Consider the following 16,539-nt stretch of genomic DNA (forward strand, 5'->3'; position numbering starts at 1 on the left):
TCACCCCTGCGTCGGGGGCACGTAGCCGGCGGCGACGTCCGCACCTTCGCCAAAGAAGTGCTTTTCCATCTGCCGCGCCAGGTATTGCCGCGCGCGCGCGTCGGCCAGGTTCAGGCGGTTTTCGTTGACCAGCATGGTCTGGTGGCGCAGCCAGTCCTGCCAGGCCTGTTTGCTGACGTTTTCCCAGATGCGCTTGCCCAGCTCGCCCGGGTAGGGGGGGAAGTCGAGTCCCTCGGCTTCGACGCCGAGTTTGATGCAGCGAACGGTGCGTGCCATGGTGTCGTGCTCCTGCGCAAAAAATCTGTCTCATGCCCCGTGGTGATAAACGCCCCACGGAAACGGCATAAGGGGTTTGATACGATGCGGGTTTTGCCCGGTGGGCGACCGCCGGTCCCCCACAGGTCCCAGCGGTTTCATCGGGCCCGGACTGTAACCCAGTTGTCCCTTCCCCAAAGGGGCCGGGGATTGAGGCAGGACAAGCCCGCCCGCCCCGCGGGCGGCTACGCTGGGCCATCGCGATTTTCCATCACCTGATCATGAGTGCATTCGACGAAGAACGCGTCCTGACCGTCCACCACTGGACCGACCGGCTGTTCAGCTTCACGACCACGCGCAACCCGGGGCTGCGGTTCCTCAACGGCCAGTTCACCATGATCGGGCTGCGGCTGGAAAACGGCAAACCGCTGCTGCGCGCCTACAGCATCGTCAGCGCCAATTACGAGGAGCATCTGGAGTTCCTGAGCATCAAGGTGCCCGATGGCCCGCTGACCAGCCGGCTGCAGCACATCCAGCCCGGCGACACGGTGATCGTCGGCCACAAGCCCACGGGCACGCTGGTCATCGATTACCTGTTGCCCGGCAAGAACCTGTACCTGTTCGGCACCGGCACGGGGTTGGCGCCGTTTCTGAGCATCGTGCGCGATCCGGCCACCTATGAGCGCTTCGAGAAGGTCGTGCTGGTGCACGGCGTGCGGCAGGTGGCCGAGCTGGCCTACCGCGACTATCTGACGCAGGAACTTCCGCAGCACGAATTCCTCGGTGAGTACGTGAGCCGACAGATGCTGTACTACCCCACCGTCACCCGCGAGCCCTTCGAGCGTCAGGGCCGCATTCCGGATCTGGTGCAAAGCGGCCAGATGGCGCGCGAATTGGGCCTGCCGCAGCTCAACCCCGAGACCGACCGCGTCATGATCTGCGGCAGCCCGGCCATGCTGCGCGACCTCAAGGCCATGTGTGAACGCCTGGGTTTCGTCGAGGGCAACACGAGCACGCCCGGGCAGTTCGTGATCGAGAGGGCGTTTGCCGATGCCAACTGAGGCCTCGGGCTCCGGCGGCTGGGCCGACTGGGCCGGATGGGTGGCCGCGTCGCCCCGTGCGGTGCTGGGGGGCTTGGCGCTGTGGTGCGGCGGCCTGCTCGGCTATGGCCTGTACCTGCAGCACGGGGTCGGGCTGGAGCCGTGCCCGATGTGCATCGTGCAGCGCTATGCGCTGATCCTGGTGGCGCTGGCCACGGCGGTCGCGGCCGCGGCGGGCCCCGGGCTGCGGCGCGTGCTGGCGTGGCTGGCGCTCGTGCTGGCGCTGGCGGGGGCGGCGGTGGCCGCGCGCCAGTCGTGGCTGCAGTGGTATCCGCCCGAAATCCTGACCTGCGGGCGGGATTTGTTCGGCATGATCGAGTCCTTCCCCCTCAAGCGGGCAATCCCCATGATCTTTCGCGGCAGCGGGGACTGCACGGCCATCGACTGGACTTTTTTGGGCCTGACGATCGCGAACTGGTCGTTTTTGAACTTTGTGGCGATGGCCGCAGCCCTGCTGGCCTGGCTGCGGTGCAGCCGCCGTTGACGCGATGGAACGGGTGGGGGCGCTGGTCGTCGGGGCGGGGGTGATCGGCCTGGCGGTCGCCCGCGCGCTGGCCCGTGCGGGGCGCGATGTGGTCGTGCTGGAGCGCGAAACGGCCATTGGCACCGGCGTGAGCGCGCGCAACAGCGAGGTCATCCACGCCGGGCTGTACTACGCGCCTGGATCGCTCAAGGCGCAGTTGTGCGTGCGTGGCAAGGCGCTGTTGTACGACTATGTGGCCGAGCGGCACATCGGCCACCGCCCCTGCGGCAAGCTGATCGTTGCGACCGAACCCGAGCAAACGGACGCGCTGCAGGCGCTCGCCGCGCGCGCGCAGGCCAATGGCGTGCCCGTGTCGTGGCTGTCCGCCGCCCAGGCGCGCGAGCGCGAGCCCGCCTTGCGCTGCCACGCCGCACTGTGGTCGCCCAGCACGGGCATCGTCGACAGCCACGGCTTGATGGTGGCGCTGCAGGGCGATCTGGAAGCCGCCGGAGGCAGCGTCGCGCTGGGCTCGGTGTTCACCTCGGCCGAGCCGATCGGCGCCCAGGGCCAAGGCGGCTGGCGCGTGCAGGGCGCGACGCGCGAGGGCGAGCCCTTCGAGTTGCAGGCCGACGTGCTGGTCAACGCGGCGGGGCTGTGGGCCTGCCATGTGGCGCGCGCCATCCAGGGGCCCGACCCCGAGCGCTGGTCGCGGCCCCGTTATGCCAAGGGCAGTTACTTTGCGCTGGTCGGGCGTTCGCCGTTCGGTTGCCTGATCTATCCCGCGCCGCAGGACGCCTGGCTGGGCGTGCACCTGACGCTCGATCTGGGCGGGCAGGCGCGCTTTGGCCCCGACCACGAGTGGGTGGACGCCGCCTCGCCGGACGGGCTGGACTACGCCGTCGATGCGCAGCGTGCGTCGGTGTTTTATGACGCCATCCGCCGCTACTGGCCGGCTTTGCCCGACGGTGCGCTGCAGCCGGCCTACAGCGGCGTACGTCCCAAGATCCACGGGCCCGGCGAGCCGGCGCCGGATTTTCGGCTGGACGGCCCGCACGAGCACGGCTGGGCCGGACTGGTGCATCTGCTGGGCTTCGAGTCGCCGGGGTTGACGAGCGCGCTGGCGGTGGGCGAGCGCGTCGTGGACGCCTTGGCAGCTTCTTGATCCGGATCAAACCACGGCGGGAACGCCAGGCGCGAGGCAGAATCGCCTCAGCATGACTGCCGCGCCCTTTGCCGAGTTTGCCATTTTGCTGCTGCTCGCGGCCGCCGCCGGCGCGCTGTTCGTGCGGCTGCGCCAGCCGGTGCTGATCGCGTACATCGTGGTCGGCATCGCCCTCGGACCGGCTGGCCTGGGCTGGGTCAAGGCCCACGATCAGGTGGCGCTGCTGGCGCAAATCGGGGTGACGGTGCTGCTGTTCATCGTCGGCCTCAAGCTCGACCTGCACCATGTGCGCCACATCGGGCCGGTGGCGCTCGCCACCGGGCTGGGGCAGCTGGCCTTCACCATCGCGGGGGGCTTCGTGCTGATCCTGGCGCTGGGCAAGGATGTGATGGCCGCGCTGTACGTGGCCGTGGCGCTGACGTTTTCCAGCACCATCATCATCGTCAAGCTGCTGACCGACAAGCGGGAGCTGGACTCGCTGCACGGGCGCATCGCCGTCGGTTTTTTGATCGTGCAGGACTTGGCCGTGGTGCTGGCGATGATGGCCATGAGCGCGCTGCGCGCGTCCGAGGCGGGGGCGGAAGCCAGCGCTTGGATGGTCGCCGCCTCGCTCGCCGGGCGGATCGTGTTGGCGGTGCTCGTCATCGCGGTGCTGATGCGCTGGGTGCTGCCGCGCCTGGTGGCGCTGATGGCGCGCTGGCAAGAGTTGCTGCTGGTCTTTGCGCTGGCCTGGGGGGTGGGGTTGGCGGCGCTGGGGGCCTGGGCCGGTTTTTCGATGGAGGCCGGTGCCTTCGTTGCGGGCTTTACGCTGGCGTCCACGCATTTCCGCGAGGCGATCAATGCCCGGCTGGGCGGGGTGCGGGACTTTTTGCTGCTGTTCTTTTTCATCCACCTGGGGGCGGAGCTGGACCTGTCCACCCTGGGGCAGGAGCTGTGGCCTGCGCTGGTGCTGGCGGTGTTCGTGCTCATTGGCAACCCGCTGGTCGTGATGGCCATCATGGGCTACATGGGCTACCGCAAGCGCACTGGGTTTCTGGCCGGGCTGACGGTGGCGCAGATCAGCGAGTTTTCCATCGTCTTCGTGGCCATGGGCATCAGCCTGGGCCATGTGGATGTACAGGCGCTGGGGCTGACGACGCTGGTGGGGTTGATCACCATCACCCTGTCCACCTACATGATCCTGTATTCCCAGCCGTTGTACGAACGGTTGGCTCCGTGGCTGGGGGTGTTCGAGCGGCAGCGCCCGCACCGGGAACTGGCCGTCGACCGCCACCCGCCGCGCAGCGACGAGTCGGCGGTGCTGGTTTTTGGCCTGGGGCGCTACGGCAGCCGGCTGCTGCGCGAGCTGCGCCGCCAGGGGGTGGCGGCGGTGGGCATCGACCACGATCCCGAGGCCGTGCGCGAGCTCAAACGGGAACGCCTCCCCGTCCATTACGGCGATGGCGAGAATCCGGACTTCGTCGAATCCCTGCCCCTGCACGACACGCGCTGGGTGGTGGTGACCCTGCCGCTGGTGTCGTCCACCCGCGCGCTGGTGCACGCGCTGCGCGGCGCGGGCTACGCGGGCCCGATTGCCGTGACCGCGCGCGACGAAGCGGCGCTGCAAGAGCTGCAGCGCCTGGACGTGCAGCACATCTATCTGCCCTTTCGCGACGCCGCCGTGCACGCAGCCGAACACCTGGTCGGCGTGCTGACGGTGCCGCCAGCTTCCGGAGCAAACCCATGACGATCGACGATGGCTGCCGCCCCCCGGCCGACCCGCCCGCGGGTGGCGTGCTGGTGGCAACCGATTTTTCCGACGGCGCGCGGCTGGCCGAACAACGGGCTGCCCACTTGGCCCGCGAGCATGGCGTGCCGCTGGTCTTGCTGCACGTCCTGCCGAACGACTGGATGGCCGCCTTGCAGGAATGGCTGGGGGCCGAGCGGCCGTCGGATCGCATCGTGGCCGATGCGCAGGCCACGTTGCAGGCCACGGCGCGCCGGTTACAGGACGAGCAGGGCTGGCCCGTCCACCCAGTGTTTGCGCAGGGGCATCCGGTGCAGGCGATCGGCGAGACGGCGCTGCGCTGCGCCGCGCGCTGGGTGGTCGTGGGCGCGCATGGGCGCGGGCGATTGCAGCGCCTGTTGCTGGGCACCACGGCCGAGCGTTTGTTGCGCAAGGCCACCTATCCCTTGCTCGTGGTGCGCCAGCCGGTGCAACACGGCTACCGGTGCGCGCTGGTGCCCGTGGACTTTTCGCCCTGGTCGGCACCGGCCCTGGCGCTGGCCGATGCGCTCGCGCCCCATGCCGCGGTCGAGATGCTGCACGCCTATACCGTGCCGTTCGAAGAAAAGCTGCGGTTTGCCGGCGTGGACGACGACATGATCGCCCTGTATCGGGAAAAGACGCGCGAGCGCGCCGCCGCTCGCCTGCACGAACTGGCGCGACAGCGGGGCTGGCCGCCCTCGCGCTACCACGCCACGCTGCACGAGGGCGATGCGGCGCCGGGCATCGTGCAACAGGCCGCCCGTCGGGCGTGCGACCTGATCGTCATTGGCAAGCACGGCTTGAGCGCCGCGGAGGAGCTGCTGCTCGGCAGCGTCACGGAGCATGTGCTGTCCGAAGCGCCCTGCGATGTCCTGGTCTCGCCGGGCCGGGCCTCGGCCTAGCGCGAGGCAAAGGCCAGGCGCGCCGCCAGCGCCGCGAAGACGACGGCGGCCGCCCGGTTGAGCGCCCGCTGCGCCCGGGCGGAACGCCGCAGCGCCCCGCCGATCCAGCCCGCAAAGACCGCAAACGACCCGAAGGTCAGCAGCGTGGCCACCATGAACAGCGCACCCAGTTGCAGGATCTGCCAGCCCACCGCGCCCCGCGCGGGATCGGCAAACTGGGGCAGAAAGGCCAGGAAGAACAGCGCGACCTTGGGGTTGGTCAGGTTCATCACGATGCCCCGCCCGTAGGCCGCGAGCGGGCGCAGCGGCGGTACCCGGGCCGTATCGATGGGGCCGGTGGGCGCCCGCCAGGCCCCCCAAGCCAGGTACAGCAGATACGCCGCCCCCAGCAGCTTGAGGGCCCAGAAGGCCCAGGGCGAAGCCGCCAGCACGGCCGCTAGTCCCAGCGCGACCGCCGCGGTGTGCCCCAGCAGCCCCGTGCACAAGCCCAGCGTGACCAGCAAGCCGGTGCGCCGGCCGTGGGTGGCCGATTGCATCAGCACGAACAGATTGTCCGGCCCGGGGCTGAGCGCCAGCAGCACCGCCGCGCCGAAGAAGGCCAGGGCCACGGTGGTGTCGATCATCGTCCCGCCCCCCGGCTGTCGCGCAGCGCCCGGGCCACCGTCGGCACCAGGTCCGGTCCGCGGTAGATCAGCCCCGTGTAGAGCTGGACGAGGTCCGCCCCCGCCGCGAGCTTGTCGCGCGCGGAGGCTTCGTCCATCACCCCGCCGACCCCGATGATCGGAAAGCCGGGCCCCAGGCGCTGGCGCAGCGCGGCGATGACGCGGTTGCTGCCGTGCGCCACCGGCCGGCCGGACAGACCCCCGGCCTCCTGCGCGTGGGGCAGGCCCTGGACCGCATCGCGCGCCAGGGTGGTGTTGGTGGCGATGACGCCGTCCATGCCGTGGCGCAGCAGGGCGTCGGCAATCACGGCGATCTGCCCGTCGTCCAGATCGGGGGCGATTTTGACGAAGATGGGTCGCCGCACGCCGAGCCGGTCGGCCAGGTCCGCACGCCGCCGCGCCAGGGCCTGCAGCAGGCCGTCCAGCGCCGCATCGCCCTGCAACTGGCGCAGGTTTTGCGTGTTGGGGCTGGAGATGTTGACCGCGATGTAGTCGGCCTGGGTGTACACCCCCTCCAGGCCGATGAGGTAGTCGTCCGTCGCGCGTTCGATGGGGGTGCTGGCGTTTTTGCCGATGTTGAGGCCCAGCACCAGGGGGCGCGCGCCGGCGCGGCCCTGGCGGACGTGTGAGCGGTTGACATTGCGGATGAAGGCATCCAGCCCGTCGTTGTTGAAGCCGAAGCGGTTGATCAGCGCCTCGGCCTGCGGCAGGCGAAACAGCCGCGGGCGGGGGTTGCCGGGCTGAGGCCGCGGGGTGACGGTGCCCACCTCGACGAAGCCAAAACCCATCGCCGCCCAGGCATCGATGCAGCGGGCGTTCTTGTCCAGCCCCGCGGCCAGCCCCACCCGATTGGGGAAGTGCAGGCCGGCGAGCGTGACCGGATCGTCGATCCGGGGTTGGGCCACCAGGTTCAGCAGGGGGGAGTGCTGCACGCGCTCCAGGGTGCGCAAGGTCAGATCGTGCGCGTCTTCGGCATCGAGCCGGAACAAAAGCGCGCGGGCCGGCGCGTAGGGGATCCAGGCCATCGGATAATCGCGGTCGTCGTATCGGTCATCGGCACAGTGCCGGATGGTGGCCGATTGTCGCACCCCGAGCCCCCGCTTTTTCGACACTGACAGGATCCTGCACGATGAACCGCGACCCGTCCGCCCCGGCGATGACACAGGACGAACTCAAGGCCTTGGTGGGGCGTGCCGCCCTGGCGTATGTGGAGCCGGGGCAGATCGTCGGCGTGGGCACGGGCTCGACCGTCAATTGCTTCATCGACGCGCTGGCCCAGGCTCAGGCCCAGGCGCAAACGCGCATCGCCGGCGCGGTGTCCAGCTCGGAGGCCTCCACCCAGCGCCTGCGGGCGCATGGCATTGCCGTGTTCGACGCCAACGAGGTGGGCGAACTGGCGGTGTACATCGACGGCGCCGACGAGATCGACCCCCGCGGTTACATGATCAAAGGGGGCGGGGCGGCACTGACGCGGGAAAAAATCGTTGCCGCGCAGGCGCGGCGCTTCGTCTGCATTGCCGATCAGTCCAAGTGGGTGCAGACGCTGGGGCGCTTTCCGTTGCCGGTGGAGGTCATCCCGATGGCCACCCAGCGCCTGATCCGGCAATTCGCAGCCCTGGGGGGCGAGGCACGGGTGCGCCTGCGCGATGGCGTCCCGCTGGTCACGGACAACGGCCAGCACATCCTGGATGTGCATGGCCTGCGCATCGCGGACCCCGTGGCCTTCGAGTCCATGGTCAACGACTGGCCTGGGGTGGTGACGGTGGGGGTGTTCGCGCACCAGCGCGCCCATGTCTGCCTGTTGGGCACGCCCGAGGGGGTGCGCACCATCGCGTTCGACACGCCCTGACCGGCTCAGCCGGGCAGCAGTTCGACTTCGCCGCGTTCCAGGCGAAAGACGCGCACCGCCTCGGCCAGGTGGCCGGCTTGCCGGCGCAGGCTTTCGGCAGCGGCGGTGGTTTGCTCCACCAGGGCGGCGTTGCGCTGGGTGGTGTCGTCCAAGTGCCCCAGGGCCAGGTGGATCTGCTGCAGGCTCGACGCCTGCTCCAGGCTCGCCTGGGCCATGGACTCGATCAGCGCCGTGACCCGCTCGATGTGGGCGACCATGCCCGCGACGCTATCCCCCGCGCGATCGACCAGGGCGGATCCGGCTTGCGCGCGCGCCACGCCGTTGGCGATCAGGTCCTTGATCTCGCGCGCGGCCGCAGCGCTGCGCTGGGCCAGCCCGCGCACCTCACCTGCGACCACGGCAAAGCCGCGCCCCGCCTCGCCGGCCCGGGCGGCCTCGACCGCGGCGTTCAGGGCCAGGATGTTGGTCTGGAAGGCGATGGCGTCGATGACGCCCGTGATGTCCGCGACGCGGTGACTGCCGGCGGCGATGTCGCCCATCGTCGCCACGACATCTTGCATCAGCCGGCCGCCATCGCCGGCGGCCGCGCGGGCCTGCAGGGCCGACTCGACGGCGCAGCGGGCGGTTTCGGTGTTGCGCGTCACGGCACCGTTGAGCTCCGCCATCGCGGCGGCCGTCTGTTGCAGTTGCGCGGCCTGCGATTCGGTGCGTTGCGACAGGTCGGTACTGCCGGCGGCGATCTGGTGGGTGCCGGCCGCCACGTTGTCGCAGACGTCGCGCACGTCCCCGATCAGGGTGGTCAGCCGCGCCTGCATGGTGGCCAGGGCGCGCAGCATGTCGCCCAGCTCATCCCGGCCCCGCACGGCAGGACGAGCGGTGAGGTCGCCGGCGGCGACCCGGTCCGCCACCTGCACGGCTTGGCGCACGGGGCCGGTGATCGAGCGGGTGATGCGCCACGCCAACCACACCCCCAGCAGCAGGGCGCCCGCGGACGTGGAGATCAGCGTCACCGTCACCTTGCGCCGCAGGGCCTGCGCGGCCTCGTACTCCTGGTTGGCTTGGTTCAGCTTGATCGCCAGCAGCGCATTCAGAGCGTTTTGCACCGCGGGCTCCTGCGGCTTGACCTGCAGCAGATACAGCTCCTGCGCGTCGTCGTAGCGGCCGTCTGTCATGGCGCGGGCGGCGGCGTCCAAACCCTGTGCCAGATAGGCCGCGCGCGCCTGCTCGAAGGCATCCGCAGCCCGGTGCTCGTCCGAGGCGTGGAGACGGGATTGGTAGTCGGCCCAGATGTCCCGCATGCGTTGGTCGTTCTGCGCGTATTCCTGCGCATGCCGTTCCACATTGGCGCGGCCCGGGTCGATCAGCATGTCCATGACCAGCGCGCGGTTGCGCTGCAGTAGCTGATTCAGCTCCCCGAGCCGTTGCAGGGGCACGGCCCGATTCTGATAGACGGTCGTCACGCGATCGCTGGTCCACACCACGGCCACCAGGCCCGTCGCCGCCAGCGCGGCCATCATGGCCAGCAGCAGACCGAAGGCGACCCCCAGGCGGGGACCAATGCGAAGGGAGCGAAGAAGAACCATGTCGGGGTGCGCGAGGCGTGGAACTGTCGCCAAGCGCGCACTTTCCGACATTCGTGTGACAGGGGAGTGACAGTCATTGCCCGCCCTGTCACACCATCACGGTTCAGACCATGCCTTGGTGGCGCAGCAGCGCGTCGATCTGCGGGTCGCGGCCGCGGAAGGCACGGAAGGATTCCAACGCCGGGCGGCTGCCGCCGACTTCTAGGATCTGTTGCCGGTAGCGCCGCCCGACCTCGACATCCAGTGGTGATCCGCGCTGCGCGGCTGCCTCCTCGAAGGCGGCGTAGGCGTCGGCGCTGAGCACTTCGGCCCACTTGTAGCTGTAATAGCCCGCCGCATAGCCCCCTGCAAAGATGTGGCTGAAGGTGTGCGGCATGCGGTGCCACGCGGGCAGCTGCAGCACGGCCACCTCGTCGCGCACCTGCTGCAGCAGGGCCATCACGTCGCCATCCGGGGCGCCTTCCAGGTGCAGCCGCATGTCGAACAGCGCAAACTCGATCTGGCGCAGCGTCTGCAGACCGCTTTGGAAGTTGCGGGCCGCCAGCATCTTGTCGTAGAGCGCGCGCGGCAGGGGCTCGCCCGTGTCCACATGCGCCGTCATCTGCTGCAGCACCACCCATTCCCAGCAGAAGTTCTCCATGAACTGGCTGGGCAGCTCCACGGCGTCCCACTCCACCCCGCCGATGCCCGCGACGTCGTGCTCATCCACCTGGGTGAGCAAATGGTGCAGGCCGTGTCCAAATTCATGGAACAGGGTGATCACGTCGTCGTGCGTGAGCAGGGCGGGCTTGCCATCCACCCCGTCGGCGAAATTGCACACCAGATGCGCCACCGGCGTTTGCAGGCCGCCATTGTCCGGGCGGCGCCAGCGGCCCCGCACATCGTCCATCCAGGCGCCGCCGCGCTTGCCGGCGCGCGCCGACGGATCCAGGTAAAACTGGCCGATCAGCGCGCCGTCGCGCTCCAAGCGGAAAAATCGCACCGTGGGATGCCACACGGGTGCCTGGTCCTCGCGGATGCGGACCTCGAACAGCGTCTCGACGATGCGAAACAGCCCTTGCAGCACGCGCGGCAGCGGGAAGTAGGGCTTGACCTCCTGCTCGCTGTAGGCATAGCGCGCCTGGCGCAGTTGCTCGGCGATGTAGGGCCAGTCCCAGGCCTGCGGGTCGGGCAGGTTCAGGTGGTCCTCCGCGAAGGCGCGCATGTCGGCCACGTCCTGCTCGGCGTAGGGGCGGGCGCGCCGGGCCAGATCGCGCAGAAAGTCGATCACCTGCTCGGGGGATTGCGCCATCTTGGGCACGAGCGAGACGTGCGCAAAGCTGGGGTAGCCGAGCAGCCGCGCCTCTTCGGTGCGCAGGGCCAGCAGCTCGCGCATCAATGGGGTGTTGTCGAACCGCGTGCCGTCGCCCTCGGCCTGGTCGCTGGCGCGCGTGCCATAGGCGCGGTAGAGCCGTTCGCGCAGCGCCCGGTCGTGGGCAAATTGCATGACGGGCAGGTACACCGGCAGCTTCAGGCCCAGGCGGTGGCCATCGCGCCCCTCGGCCTGGGCCGCCTGGCGGGTCGCCGCGCGCACATCGTCGGGCACGCCAGCCAGCTCCGCGTCGCTCGCGTAATAGGCATAGGCGTCGGTCGCGTCCAGGGCGTTTTCGCTGAACTTTTGGGCCAGCTCGGCCTGGCGCTCCTGGATCGCGGCAAACCGTGCCTTGGCCTCGCCCCGCAATTCGGCGCCGCCGAGCACGAAGCCGCGCAAGGCGATCTCGCGCGCGCGCCGCTGGGCCGCATTCAGGCGCGCGGGATCGATGGCCTTGTACTTGGCGTACAGCCGCTCGTCCGCGCCCAGCCGGGTCCAGAACTCCGTGACGCGCGGCAGCATGGCGTTGTAGGCGGCGCGCAGTGCCGGCGTGTCGGCCACGGCGTTGAGGTGGCTGACGGTGCCCCAGGCGCGCCCCAGGCGCTCCGTTGCCACGTCCAAGGTGGCGGCCAGTGCATTCCAGTCCGCCGGGAAGTCGGGGGCGGTGACCTGCTGCAGGGCGGCGTCGGCCTCGCGCAGCAGCGATTCGATGGCCGGGGCGACGTGGCCGGGTTCCACCGCGTCGAAGCGCGGCAGATCGGCAAAGTCGAGCAGGGGGTTGTCGAGCAGGGCAGGGTCGATGCGGTCGTTCATGCACCCAAGGATGCCATGGAAACCGCCGCCCCGCCGCCGCGGGGGGCGATCAGCCGGCGGCGGACGCGGATTTTTTGGCGCTCTTTTGGCGCCGCTTGGCCTTCTTGACCAGCCCGCCGGGCGTCAGCCGCTGGTTGCCCAGCACCCGCACGGTCTTGATCTCGGGGCGCTGGCCGCCCTTTTTGCTGTATTTGACCACTTTGTATTCGCGCGGGCCGGGCTTGCGGTCCTCGTCGACGGCTTTGGCTTTGGGCGGGATGGGGCGCCACAGCACCAGCAGCTTGCCGATGTGCTGCACCGGCGCGGCGTTGAGTTCGTCCGCCAGCGTCTGCAGCCAGGCTTCGCGCTGCGGGCGGTCGCCCTCCAGGGCGCGCACCTTGATCAGGCCGTGCGCATTCAGGGCCGCGTCCACCTCGGCCTTGACGGCGTCGGTCAGGCCGTCGGCCCCGATCATGACGACCGGCTCGAGGTGGTGCGCGTCCCCGCGGTGGGCGGCGCGCTGGGCGGGGGTGAGTTCGATTCGCGGCATGGGGGGATTATCCGGTATCCGCCGCATCGGCGGGGCGCTACAGTGCAGGCATGACCGCCGTTGCGCGCCACGTGCTGCCGGTGCTCGTGCTGGCCCAGTTTGCCGGGACGTCGCCGTGGTTTGCCGTCAATGCGGTGATGCCCGATTTGCAGCGCGAACTGGGCTGGCCGCTGGCCTGGGTCGGGTCGATGACGTCGGCGCTGCAGTTCGGCTTCATCGCCGGCACGCTGGCGTTTGCGCTGCTGGCCGTGGTCGACCGGTACCCGCCGCGGCGGGTGTTCTTGCTGTGTTCGCTGGCCGCTGCCGCGTTCACCGTCGGGGCGTGGGCGATGGTGCGCGATCCGCAGGCCCTGATGGTCTGGCGCTTTGCGACGGGGGTGTGTCTGGCGGGCATCTATCCGGTGGGCATGCGGCTCGCGGCGCAGTGGTTCCGCGAGGGCCTGGGCGCGGCGATGGGGCTGCTGATCGCGGCGCTGATCCTGGGGTCGGCCAGCGCTCATGGGCTGCGGGCGTTGGGGGCGGCGCTGCCGTGGGAGTCGCTGATGCTGGGGGTGGCCGCGCTGGCCGCGTTGGGCGGGGTGGGGCTGTACCTGGCGCTCGGCGAGCCCCCGACCGTCGTGCCCGCCGCCCCGCGGGCGCGGAGCTTCGACGGGCGTGCGCTGGCGACGCTGTGGTCGAACCGGCGGGTGCGCAGCTCGGTGCTGGGGTATTTCGGCCACATGTGGGAGCTCTACACCATGTGGGTGATGGTGCCGCTGGTGCTGGCGCTGCGGCTCGAGGGGGCGGCACTGTCGTGGGTGGCCTTTGGGGTGCTGGGGGCGGGCGCCCTGGGGTGTGCCGGGGGTGGCTGGCTGGCCATGCGGTGGGGCAGTGCGCGTGTGGCGTGCGTGCAGCTTGCCATCAGCGGCTCGTGCTGTCTGGCCGCGCCCTGGATGCTGAATGCGCCCGATCCCTGGTTCTATGGCTGGTTGGTGCTGTGGGGCATCACCGTGGCTGGCGACTCCCCGCAGTTTTCCACCCTCACGGCCCGCAATGCGCCGCCCAGCGCGGTCGGCAGTGTGCTGACCTTGACCAACTGCCTGGGGTTTGCCATTTCGATTGCCAGCATTCTGCTGTTCACGGCGCTGGCCGAGCGCTTCCCGCTGGGGCTGCTGCTGCCCGGGCTGGCGCTGGGCCCCGCCCTGGGTCTGCTGGCCATGCGTCCGCTGTGGCGCAGCCCCCACCGTTGAGCGGGTTGGGCGGCGGGGGGCGCAGTCCGGCCGTATAGTCCCACCCCCATGAAGGTCAAGACGCAAAGCAAGAAGGTCAACAAGGCGTGGCTCAACCAGCACGTCACCGATCCCTGGGTGCGCCTGGCGCAAAAAGAGGGCTATCGCGCCCGCGCCGCCTACAAGCTCAAGGAGCTGGACGAGACCTTCCACTTGGTCCACCCTGGCCAGTGCGTGGTGGACTTGGGCTGTGCGCCGGGGGCGTGGTGCCAGTATTTGCGCCGGCGCCTGGGGACGACAACAGGCCCGGACGGGCAGCCCCGGGTGCGCGGCACGGTCATCGGCCTGGACCTGCTGCCCATGGAGCCGGTGGATGGGGTGCGCTTCATCCAAGGCGACTTCCGCGAGGAGGCCACGCTGGCCGCGTTGCAGGCGGCCTTGGCCGACGCCCTGGGCGGCGATGCGGCCCACCGGGTGGATCTGGTGGTGTCGGACATGGCCCCCAACCTGTCCGGCGTGGAGGAGGTGGATGCCGCGCGCATCGAGCATCTGATCGAACTGGCCGTGGATTTTGCGGTGGCGCACCTCAAGCCCGACGGGGCGCTCGTGGCCAAGGTGTTCCACGGTGGGGCGTACGACGCGGCGGTGCGGCTGTTTCGGGCGCACTTTCGGACCGTCAAGGCGCACAAGCCCAAGGCGTCGCGCCCCCAGTCGGCGGAAACCTTTCTGGTTGGGGTGGGTCTGAAATCGGGCGGGTGACATTCCTCGGTCCGCCGAGCCGATTTGCGCGTCCTATCCCATCGATCGAAAGGGTTTCGCTTTTGTCAAGGGGGGACGGTCTTGATAAGTCCTACAATGGGGCGCACATGGGGTGCAAGCGCGGAGCCCTCGCATCCGCCACCCCACCATGACAAGGTAGGAGCCTTCGTTGAACAACCAGTGGTTTTCCAAAGTGGCGATCTGGATGGTGATCGCCATGGTGCTGTTCACGGTCTTCAAGCAGTTTGACGGCCGTGCCACGTCCGGCGCCGGCTACATGGCGTACTCGGACTTCCTCAACGAGGTCAAGGCCCAGCGCATCAAGAGCGCCACCATCCAGGAGGGCGCCAACGGCACCGAGATCGTGGCCATCACGACCGACGACCGGCGGGTGCGCACCAACGCCACCTATCTCGACCGCGGCTTGGTGGGCGACCTGATCGCCAACGACGTCAAGTTTGACGTGCGCCCGCGCGAAGAGGGCTCGCTGCTGATGACCCTGCTGGTCAGCTGGGGGCCGATGCTGCTGCTCATCGGCGTGTGGATCTACTTCATGCGCCAGATGCAGGGCGGCGGCAAGGGCGGCGCGTTCAGCTTCGGCAAGAGCAAGGCGCGCATGCTCGACGAATCGAGCAACCAGGTCACCTTTGCCGACGTGGCCGGCTGCGACGAGGCCAAGGAGGAGGTCAAGGAAGTCGTCGATTTCCTCAAGGATCCGCAGAAATTCCAGAAACTCGGCGGCCGCATTCCGCGCGGCCTGCTGCTGGTGGGCCCCCCGGGCACCGGCAAGACGCTGCTGGCCAAGGCCATCGCGGGCGAGGCCAAGGTGCCGTTCTTCAGCATCTCGGGCTCGGACTTCGTCGAAATGTTCGTCGGCGTCGGCGCCGCGCGCGTGCGCGACATGTTCGAGCAGGCCAAGAAGAACGCCCCGTGCATCATCTTCATCGACGAGATCGACGCCGTCGGGCGCCAGCGTGGCGCGGGCCTGGGCGGCGGCAATGACGAGCGCGAGCAGACGCTCAACCAGATGCTGGTCGAAATGGACGGTTTCGAGACCAATCTGGGCGTGATCGTGATCGCGGCCACCAACCGGCCCGACATCCTGGATGCCGCCCTGTTGCGCCCCGGCCGTTTCGACCGGCAGGTCTATGTGACGCTGCCCGACATCCGCGGCCGCGAGCAGATCCTGAACGTGCACATGCGCAAGATCCCGATCGGGCAGGACGTCAACCCGGCGGTCATCGCCCGCGGCACGCCCGGCATGAGCGGGGCCGACCTGGCCAACCTCTGCAACGAGGCCGCGCTGATGGCCGCGCGCCGTAACGCCCGCGTGGTCGAGATGCAGGACTTCGAGAAGGCCAAGGACAAGATCCTGATGGGGCCGGAGCGCAAGAGCATGGTCATGCCCGAGGAGGAGCGCCGCAACACGGCCTACCACGAGGCCGGCCATGCGCTGATCGGCAAACTGCTGCCCAAATGCGACCCGGTGCACAAGGTCACCATCATCCCGCGCGGCCGGGCGCTCGGCGTGACGATGAGCCTGCCGGAGAAGGACCGCTACTCCTACGACAAGGAGTACATGCTCAACCAGATCAGCATGCTGTTTGGCGGCCGCATCGCCGAAGAGGTCTTCATGAACCAGATGACCACTGGCGCCAGCAACGACTTCGAGCGCGCCACGCAGATCGCCCGGGACATGGTGATGCGCTACGGCATGTCCGAAAAGCTCGGGCCGATGGTCTATGCCGAGAACGAGGGCGAGGTGTTCCTGGGCCGCTCGATCACCAAGACCACGCACATGAGCGAGGAGACGATGCGGCAGGTCGACGCCGAGGTGCGCCGCATCATCGACGAGCAATACGCGCTGGCCCGCCGGCTGATCGAGGAAAACGCCGACAAGATGCACGCCATGGCCAAGGCGTTGCTGGAGTGGGAGACGATCGAGAGCGAGCAGATCGACGACATCATGGCCGGTCGCCCGCCGCGTCCGCCCAAGGACATCAGTCCCCGCACACCCAACGCCGGTGGTGGGGGCGACGCCGGGGGCGCGGCCGAACCGGTGAAGGCCGATCCCTCGCCGCAGGCACCCACGGCGGCCTGATCGGTCTGTCCATCGCATGAGTGTCGAGGCCGCTTTCCGCGGCCTCGATGATTTT

The 16,539-nt window shown here is 69.3% G+C and carries 15 protein-coding genes; 9 read left to right on the forward strand and 6 right to left on the reverse strand.

Going from position 1 to position 16,539, the window contains the following annotated elements; genetic code table 11:
- Positions 1 to 276, reverse strand: a complete 276-nt coding sequence (locus tag A9O67_RS09305) for an oxidative damage protection protein (protein WP_068609475.1) — start codon at positions 274 to 276, stop codon at positions 1 to 3.
- Positions 277 to 536: 260 nt separating this feature from the next.
- Between A9O67_RS09305 and A9O67_RS09310 the strand changes: the two genes are divergently transcribed.
- Genes A9O67_RS09310 through A9O67_RS09330 form a run of 5 tightly spaced genes read left to right on the forward strand, consistent with a single transcriptional unit; the run spans position 537 to position 5,629 of the window.
- Positions 537 to 1,316, forward strand: a complete 780-nt coding sequence (locus tag A9O67_RS09310; RefSeq protein WP_068609476.1) for a ferredoxin--NADP reductase — start codon at positions 537 to 539, stop codon at positions 1,314 to 1,316.
- A complete protein-coding gene (locus A9O67_RS09315) occupies positions 1,306 to 1,839 on the forward strand; it encodes a disulfide bond formation protein B (RefSeq protein ID WP_082955479.1) in 534 nt (177 codons plus the stop codon). Before A9O67_RS09310 ends, A9O67_RS09315 begins: the two co-directional genes overlap by 11 nt.
- Positions 1,840 to 1,843: 4 nt before the next feature.
- Positions 1,844 to 2,980 carry an NAD(P)/FAD-dependent oxidoreductase gene (locus tag A9O67_RS09320; RefSeq protein WP_068609478.1) on the forward strand — a complete coding sequence of 379 codons (1,137 nt, stop codon included), beginning with the start codon at positions 1,844 to 1,846 and terminating at the stop codon, positions 2,978 to 2,980.
- 52 nt (positions 2,981 to 3,032) lie between these two features.
- The gene (locus A9O67_RS09325) at positions 3,033 to 4,706 is read left to right on the forward strand and encodes a cation:proton antiporter (protein WP_068609480.1); all 1,674 of its coding nucleotides are present in this window, start codon (positions 3,033 to 3,035) and stop codon (positions 4,704 to 4,706) included.
- The gene (locus A9O67_RS09330) at positions 4,703 to 5,629 is read left to right on the forward strand and encodes a universal stress protein (protein ID WP_068609481.1); all 927 of its coding nucleotides are present in this window, start codon (positions 4,703 to 4,705) and stop codon (positions 5,627 to 5,629) included. The genes A9O67_RS09325 and A9O67_RS09330 overlap by 4 nt, the downstream gene beginning before the upstream one ends.
- Here A9O67_RS09330 and A9O67_RS09335 read toward each other — a convergent pair.
- Together A9O67_RS09335 and A9O67_RS09340 are read right to left on the reverse strand one after the other, a co-directional pair.
- Complete coding sequence (locus tag A9O67_RS09335) at positions 5,626 to 6,252, reverse strand: LysE family translocator (protein WP_068609483.1); 627 nt, start codon at positions 6,250 to 6,252, stop codon at positions 5,626 to 5,628. The two genes, A9O67_RS09330 and A9O67_RS09335, sit on opposite strands and share 4 nt — an antisense overlap.
- Positions 6,249 to 7,316, reverse strand: a complete 1,068-nt coding sequence (locus A9O67_RS09340; protein WP_068609485.1) for a quinone-dependent dihydroorotate dehydrogenase — start codon at positions 7,314 to 7,316, stop codon at positions 6,249 to 6,251. The genes A9O67_RS09335 and A9O67_RS09340 overlap by 4 nt, the downstream gene beginning before the upstream one ends.
- Positions 7,317 to 7,420: 104 nt before the next feature.
- Between A9O67_RS09340 and rpiA the strand changes: the two genes are divergently transcribed.
- Entirely contained in the window at positions 7,421 to 8,140 is a 720-nt protein-coding gene (gene rpiA / locus A9O67_RS09345; protein WP_068609487.1) for a ribose-5-phosphate isomerase RpiA, read from the forward strand.
- A 5-nt stretch (positions 8,141 to 8,145) separates the two neighbouring features.
- Here the strand turns inward: rpiA and A9O67_RS09350 are convergent, their stop codons facing one another.
- The 3 genes from A9O67_RS09350 to A9O67_RS09360 all read right to left on the reverse strand — a co-directional run bounded on the left by A9O67_RS09350 (position 8,146) and on the right by A9O67_RS09360 (position 12,416).
- Positions 8,146 to 9,723 carry a methyl-accepting chemotaxis protein gene (locus A9O67_RS09350; protein ID WP_197484469.1) on the reverse strand — a complete coding sequence of 526 codons (1,578 nt, stop codon included), beginning with the start codon at positions 9,721 to 9,723 and terminating at the stop codon, positions 8,146 to 8,148.
- Positions 9,724 to 9,826: 103 nt separating this feature from the next.
- Positions 9,827 to 11,887 (reverse strand): M3 family metallopeptidase, encoded by a 2,061-nt coding sequence (locus tag A9O67_RS09355; RefSeq protein ID WP_068609493.1) that lies wholly within the window; start codon positions 11,885 to 11,887, stop codon positions 9,827 to 9,829.
- 49 nt (positions 11,888 to 11,936) lie between these two features.
- A complete protein-coding gene (locus tag A9O67_RS09360; protein WP_068609494.1) occupies positions 11,937 to 12,416 on the reverse strand; it encodes a YhbY family RNA-binding protein in 480 nt (159 codons plus the stop codon).
- 50 nt (positions 12,417 to 12,466) lie between these two features.
- Here A9O67_RS09360 and A9O67_RS09365 point away from each other — a divergent pair, with 50 nt between their 5' ends.
- The 3 genes from A9O67_RS09365 to ftsH all read left to right on the forward strand — a co-directional run bounded on the left by A9O67_RS09365 (position 12,467) and on the right by ftsH (position 16,484).
- Positions 12,467 to 13,645, forward strand: a complete 1,179-nt coding sequence (locus A9O67_RS09365) for an MFS transporter (protein WP_068609496.1) — start codon at positions 12,467 to 12,469, stop codon at positions 13,643 to 13,645.
- A gap of 48 nt (positions 13,646 to 13,693) precedes the next feature.
- Positions 13,694 to 14,383 carry an RlmE family RNA methyltransferase gene (locus tag A9O67_RS09370; RefSeq protein ID WP_068609498.1) on the forward strand — a complete coding sequence of 230 codons (690 nt, stop codon included), beginning with the start codon at positions 13,694 to 13,696 and terminating at the stop codon, positions 14,381 to 14,383.
- A gap of 169 nt (positions 14,384 to 14,552) precedes the next feature.
- Positions 14,553 to 16,484, forward strand: coding sequence for an ATP-dependent zinc metalloprotease FtsH (gene ftsH / locus A9O67_RS09375; RefSeq protein ID WP_068609501.1), 1,932 nt, complete (start codon positions 14,553 to 14,555; stop codon positions 16,482 to 16,484).
- Positions 16,485 to 16,539 lie beyond the last annotated feature (55 nt).

The organism is Tepidimonas fonticaldi (assembly GCF_001675355.1).
Taxonomy (GTDB): Bacteria; Pseudomonadota; Gammaproteobacteria; order Burkholderiales; family Burkholderiaceae_C; genus Tepidimonas; species Tepidimonas fonticaldi.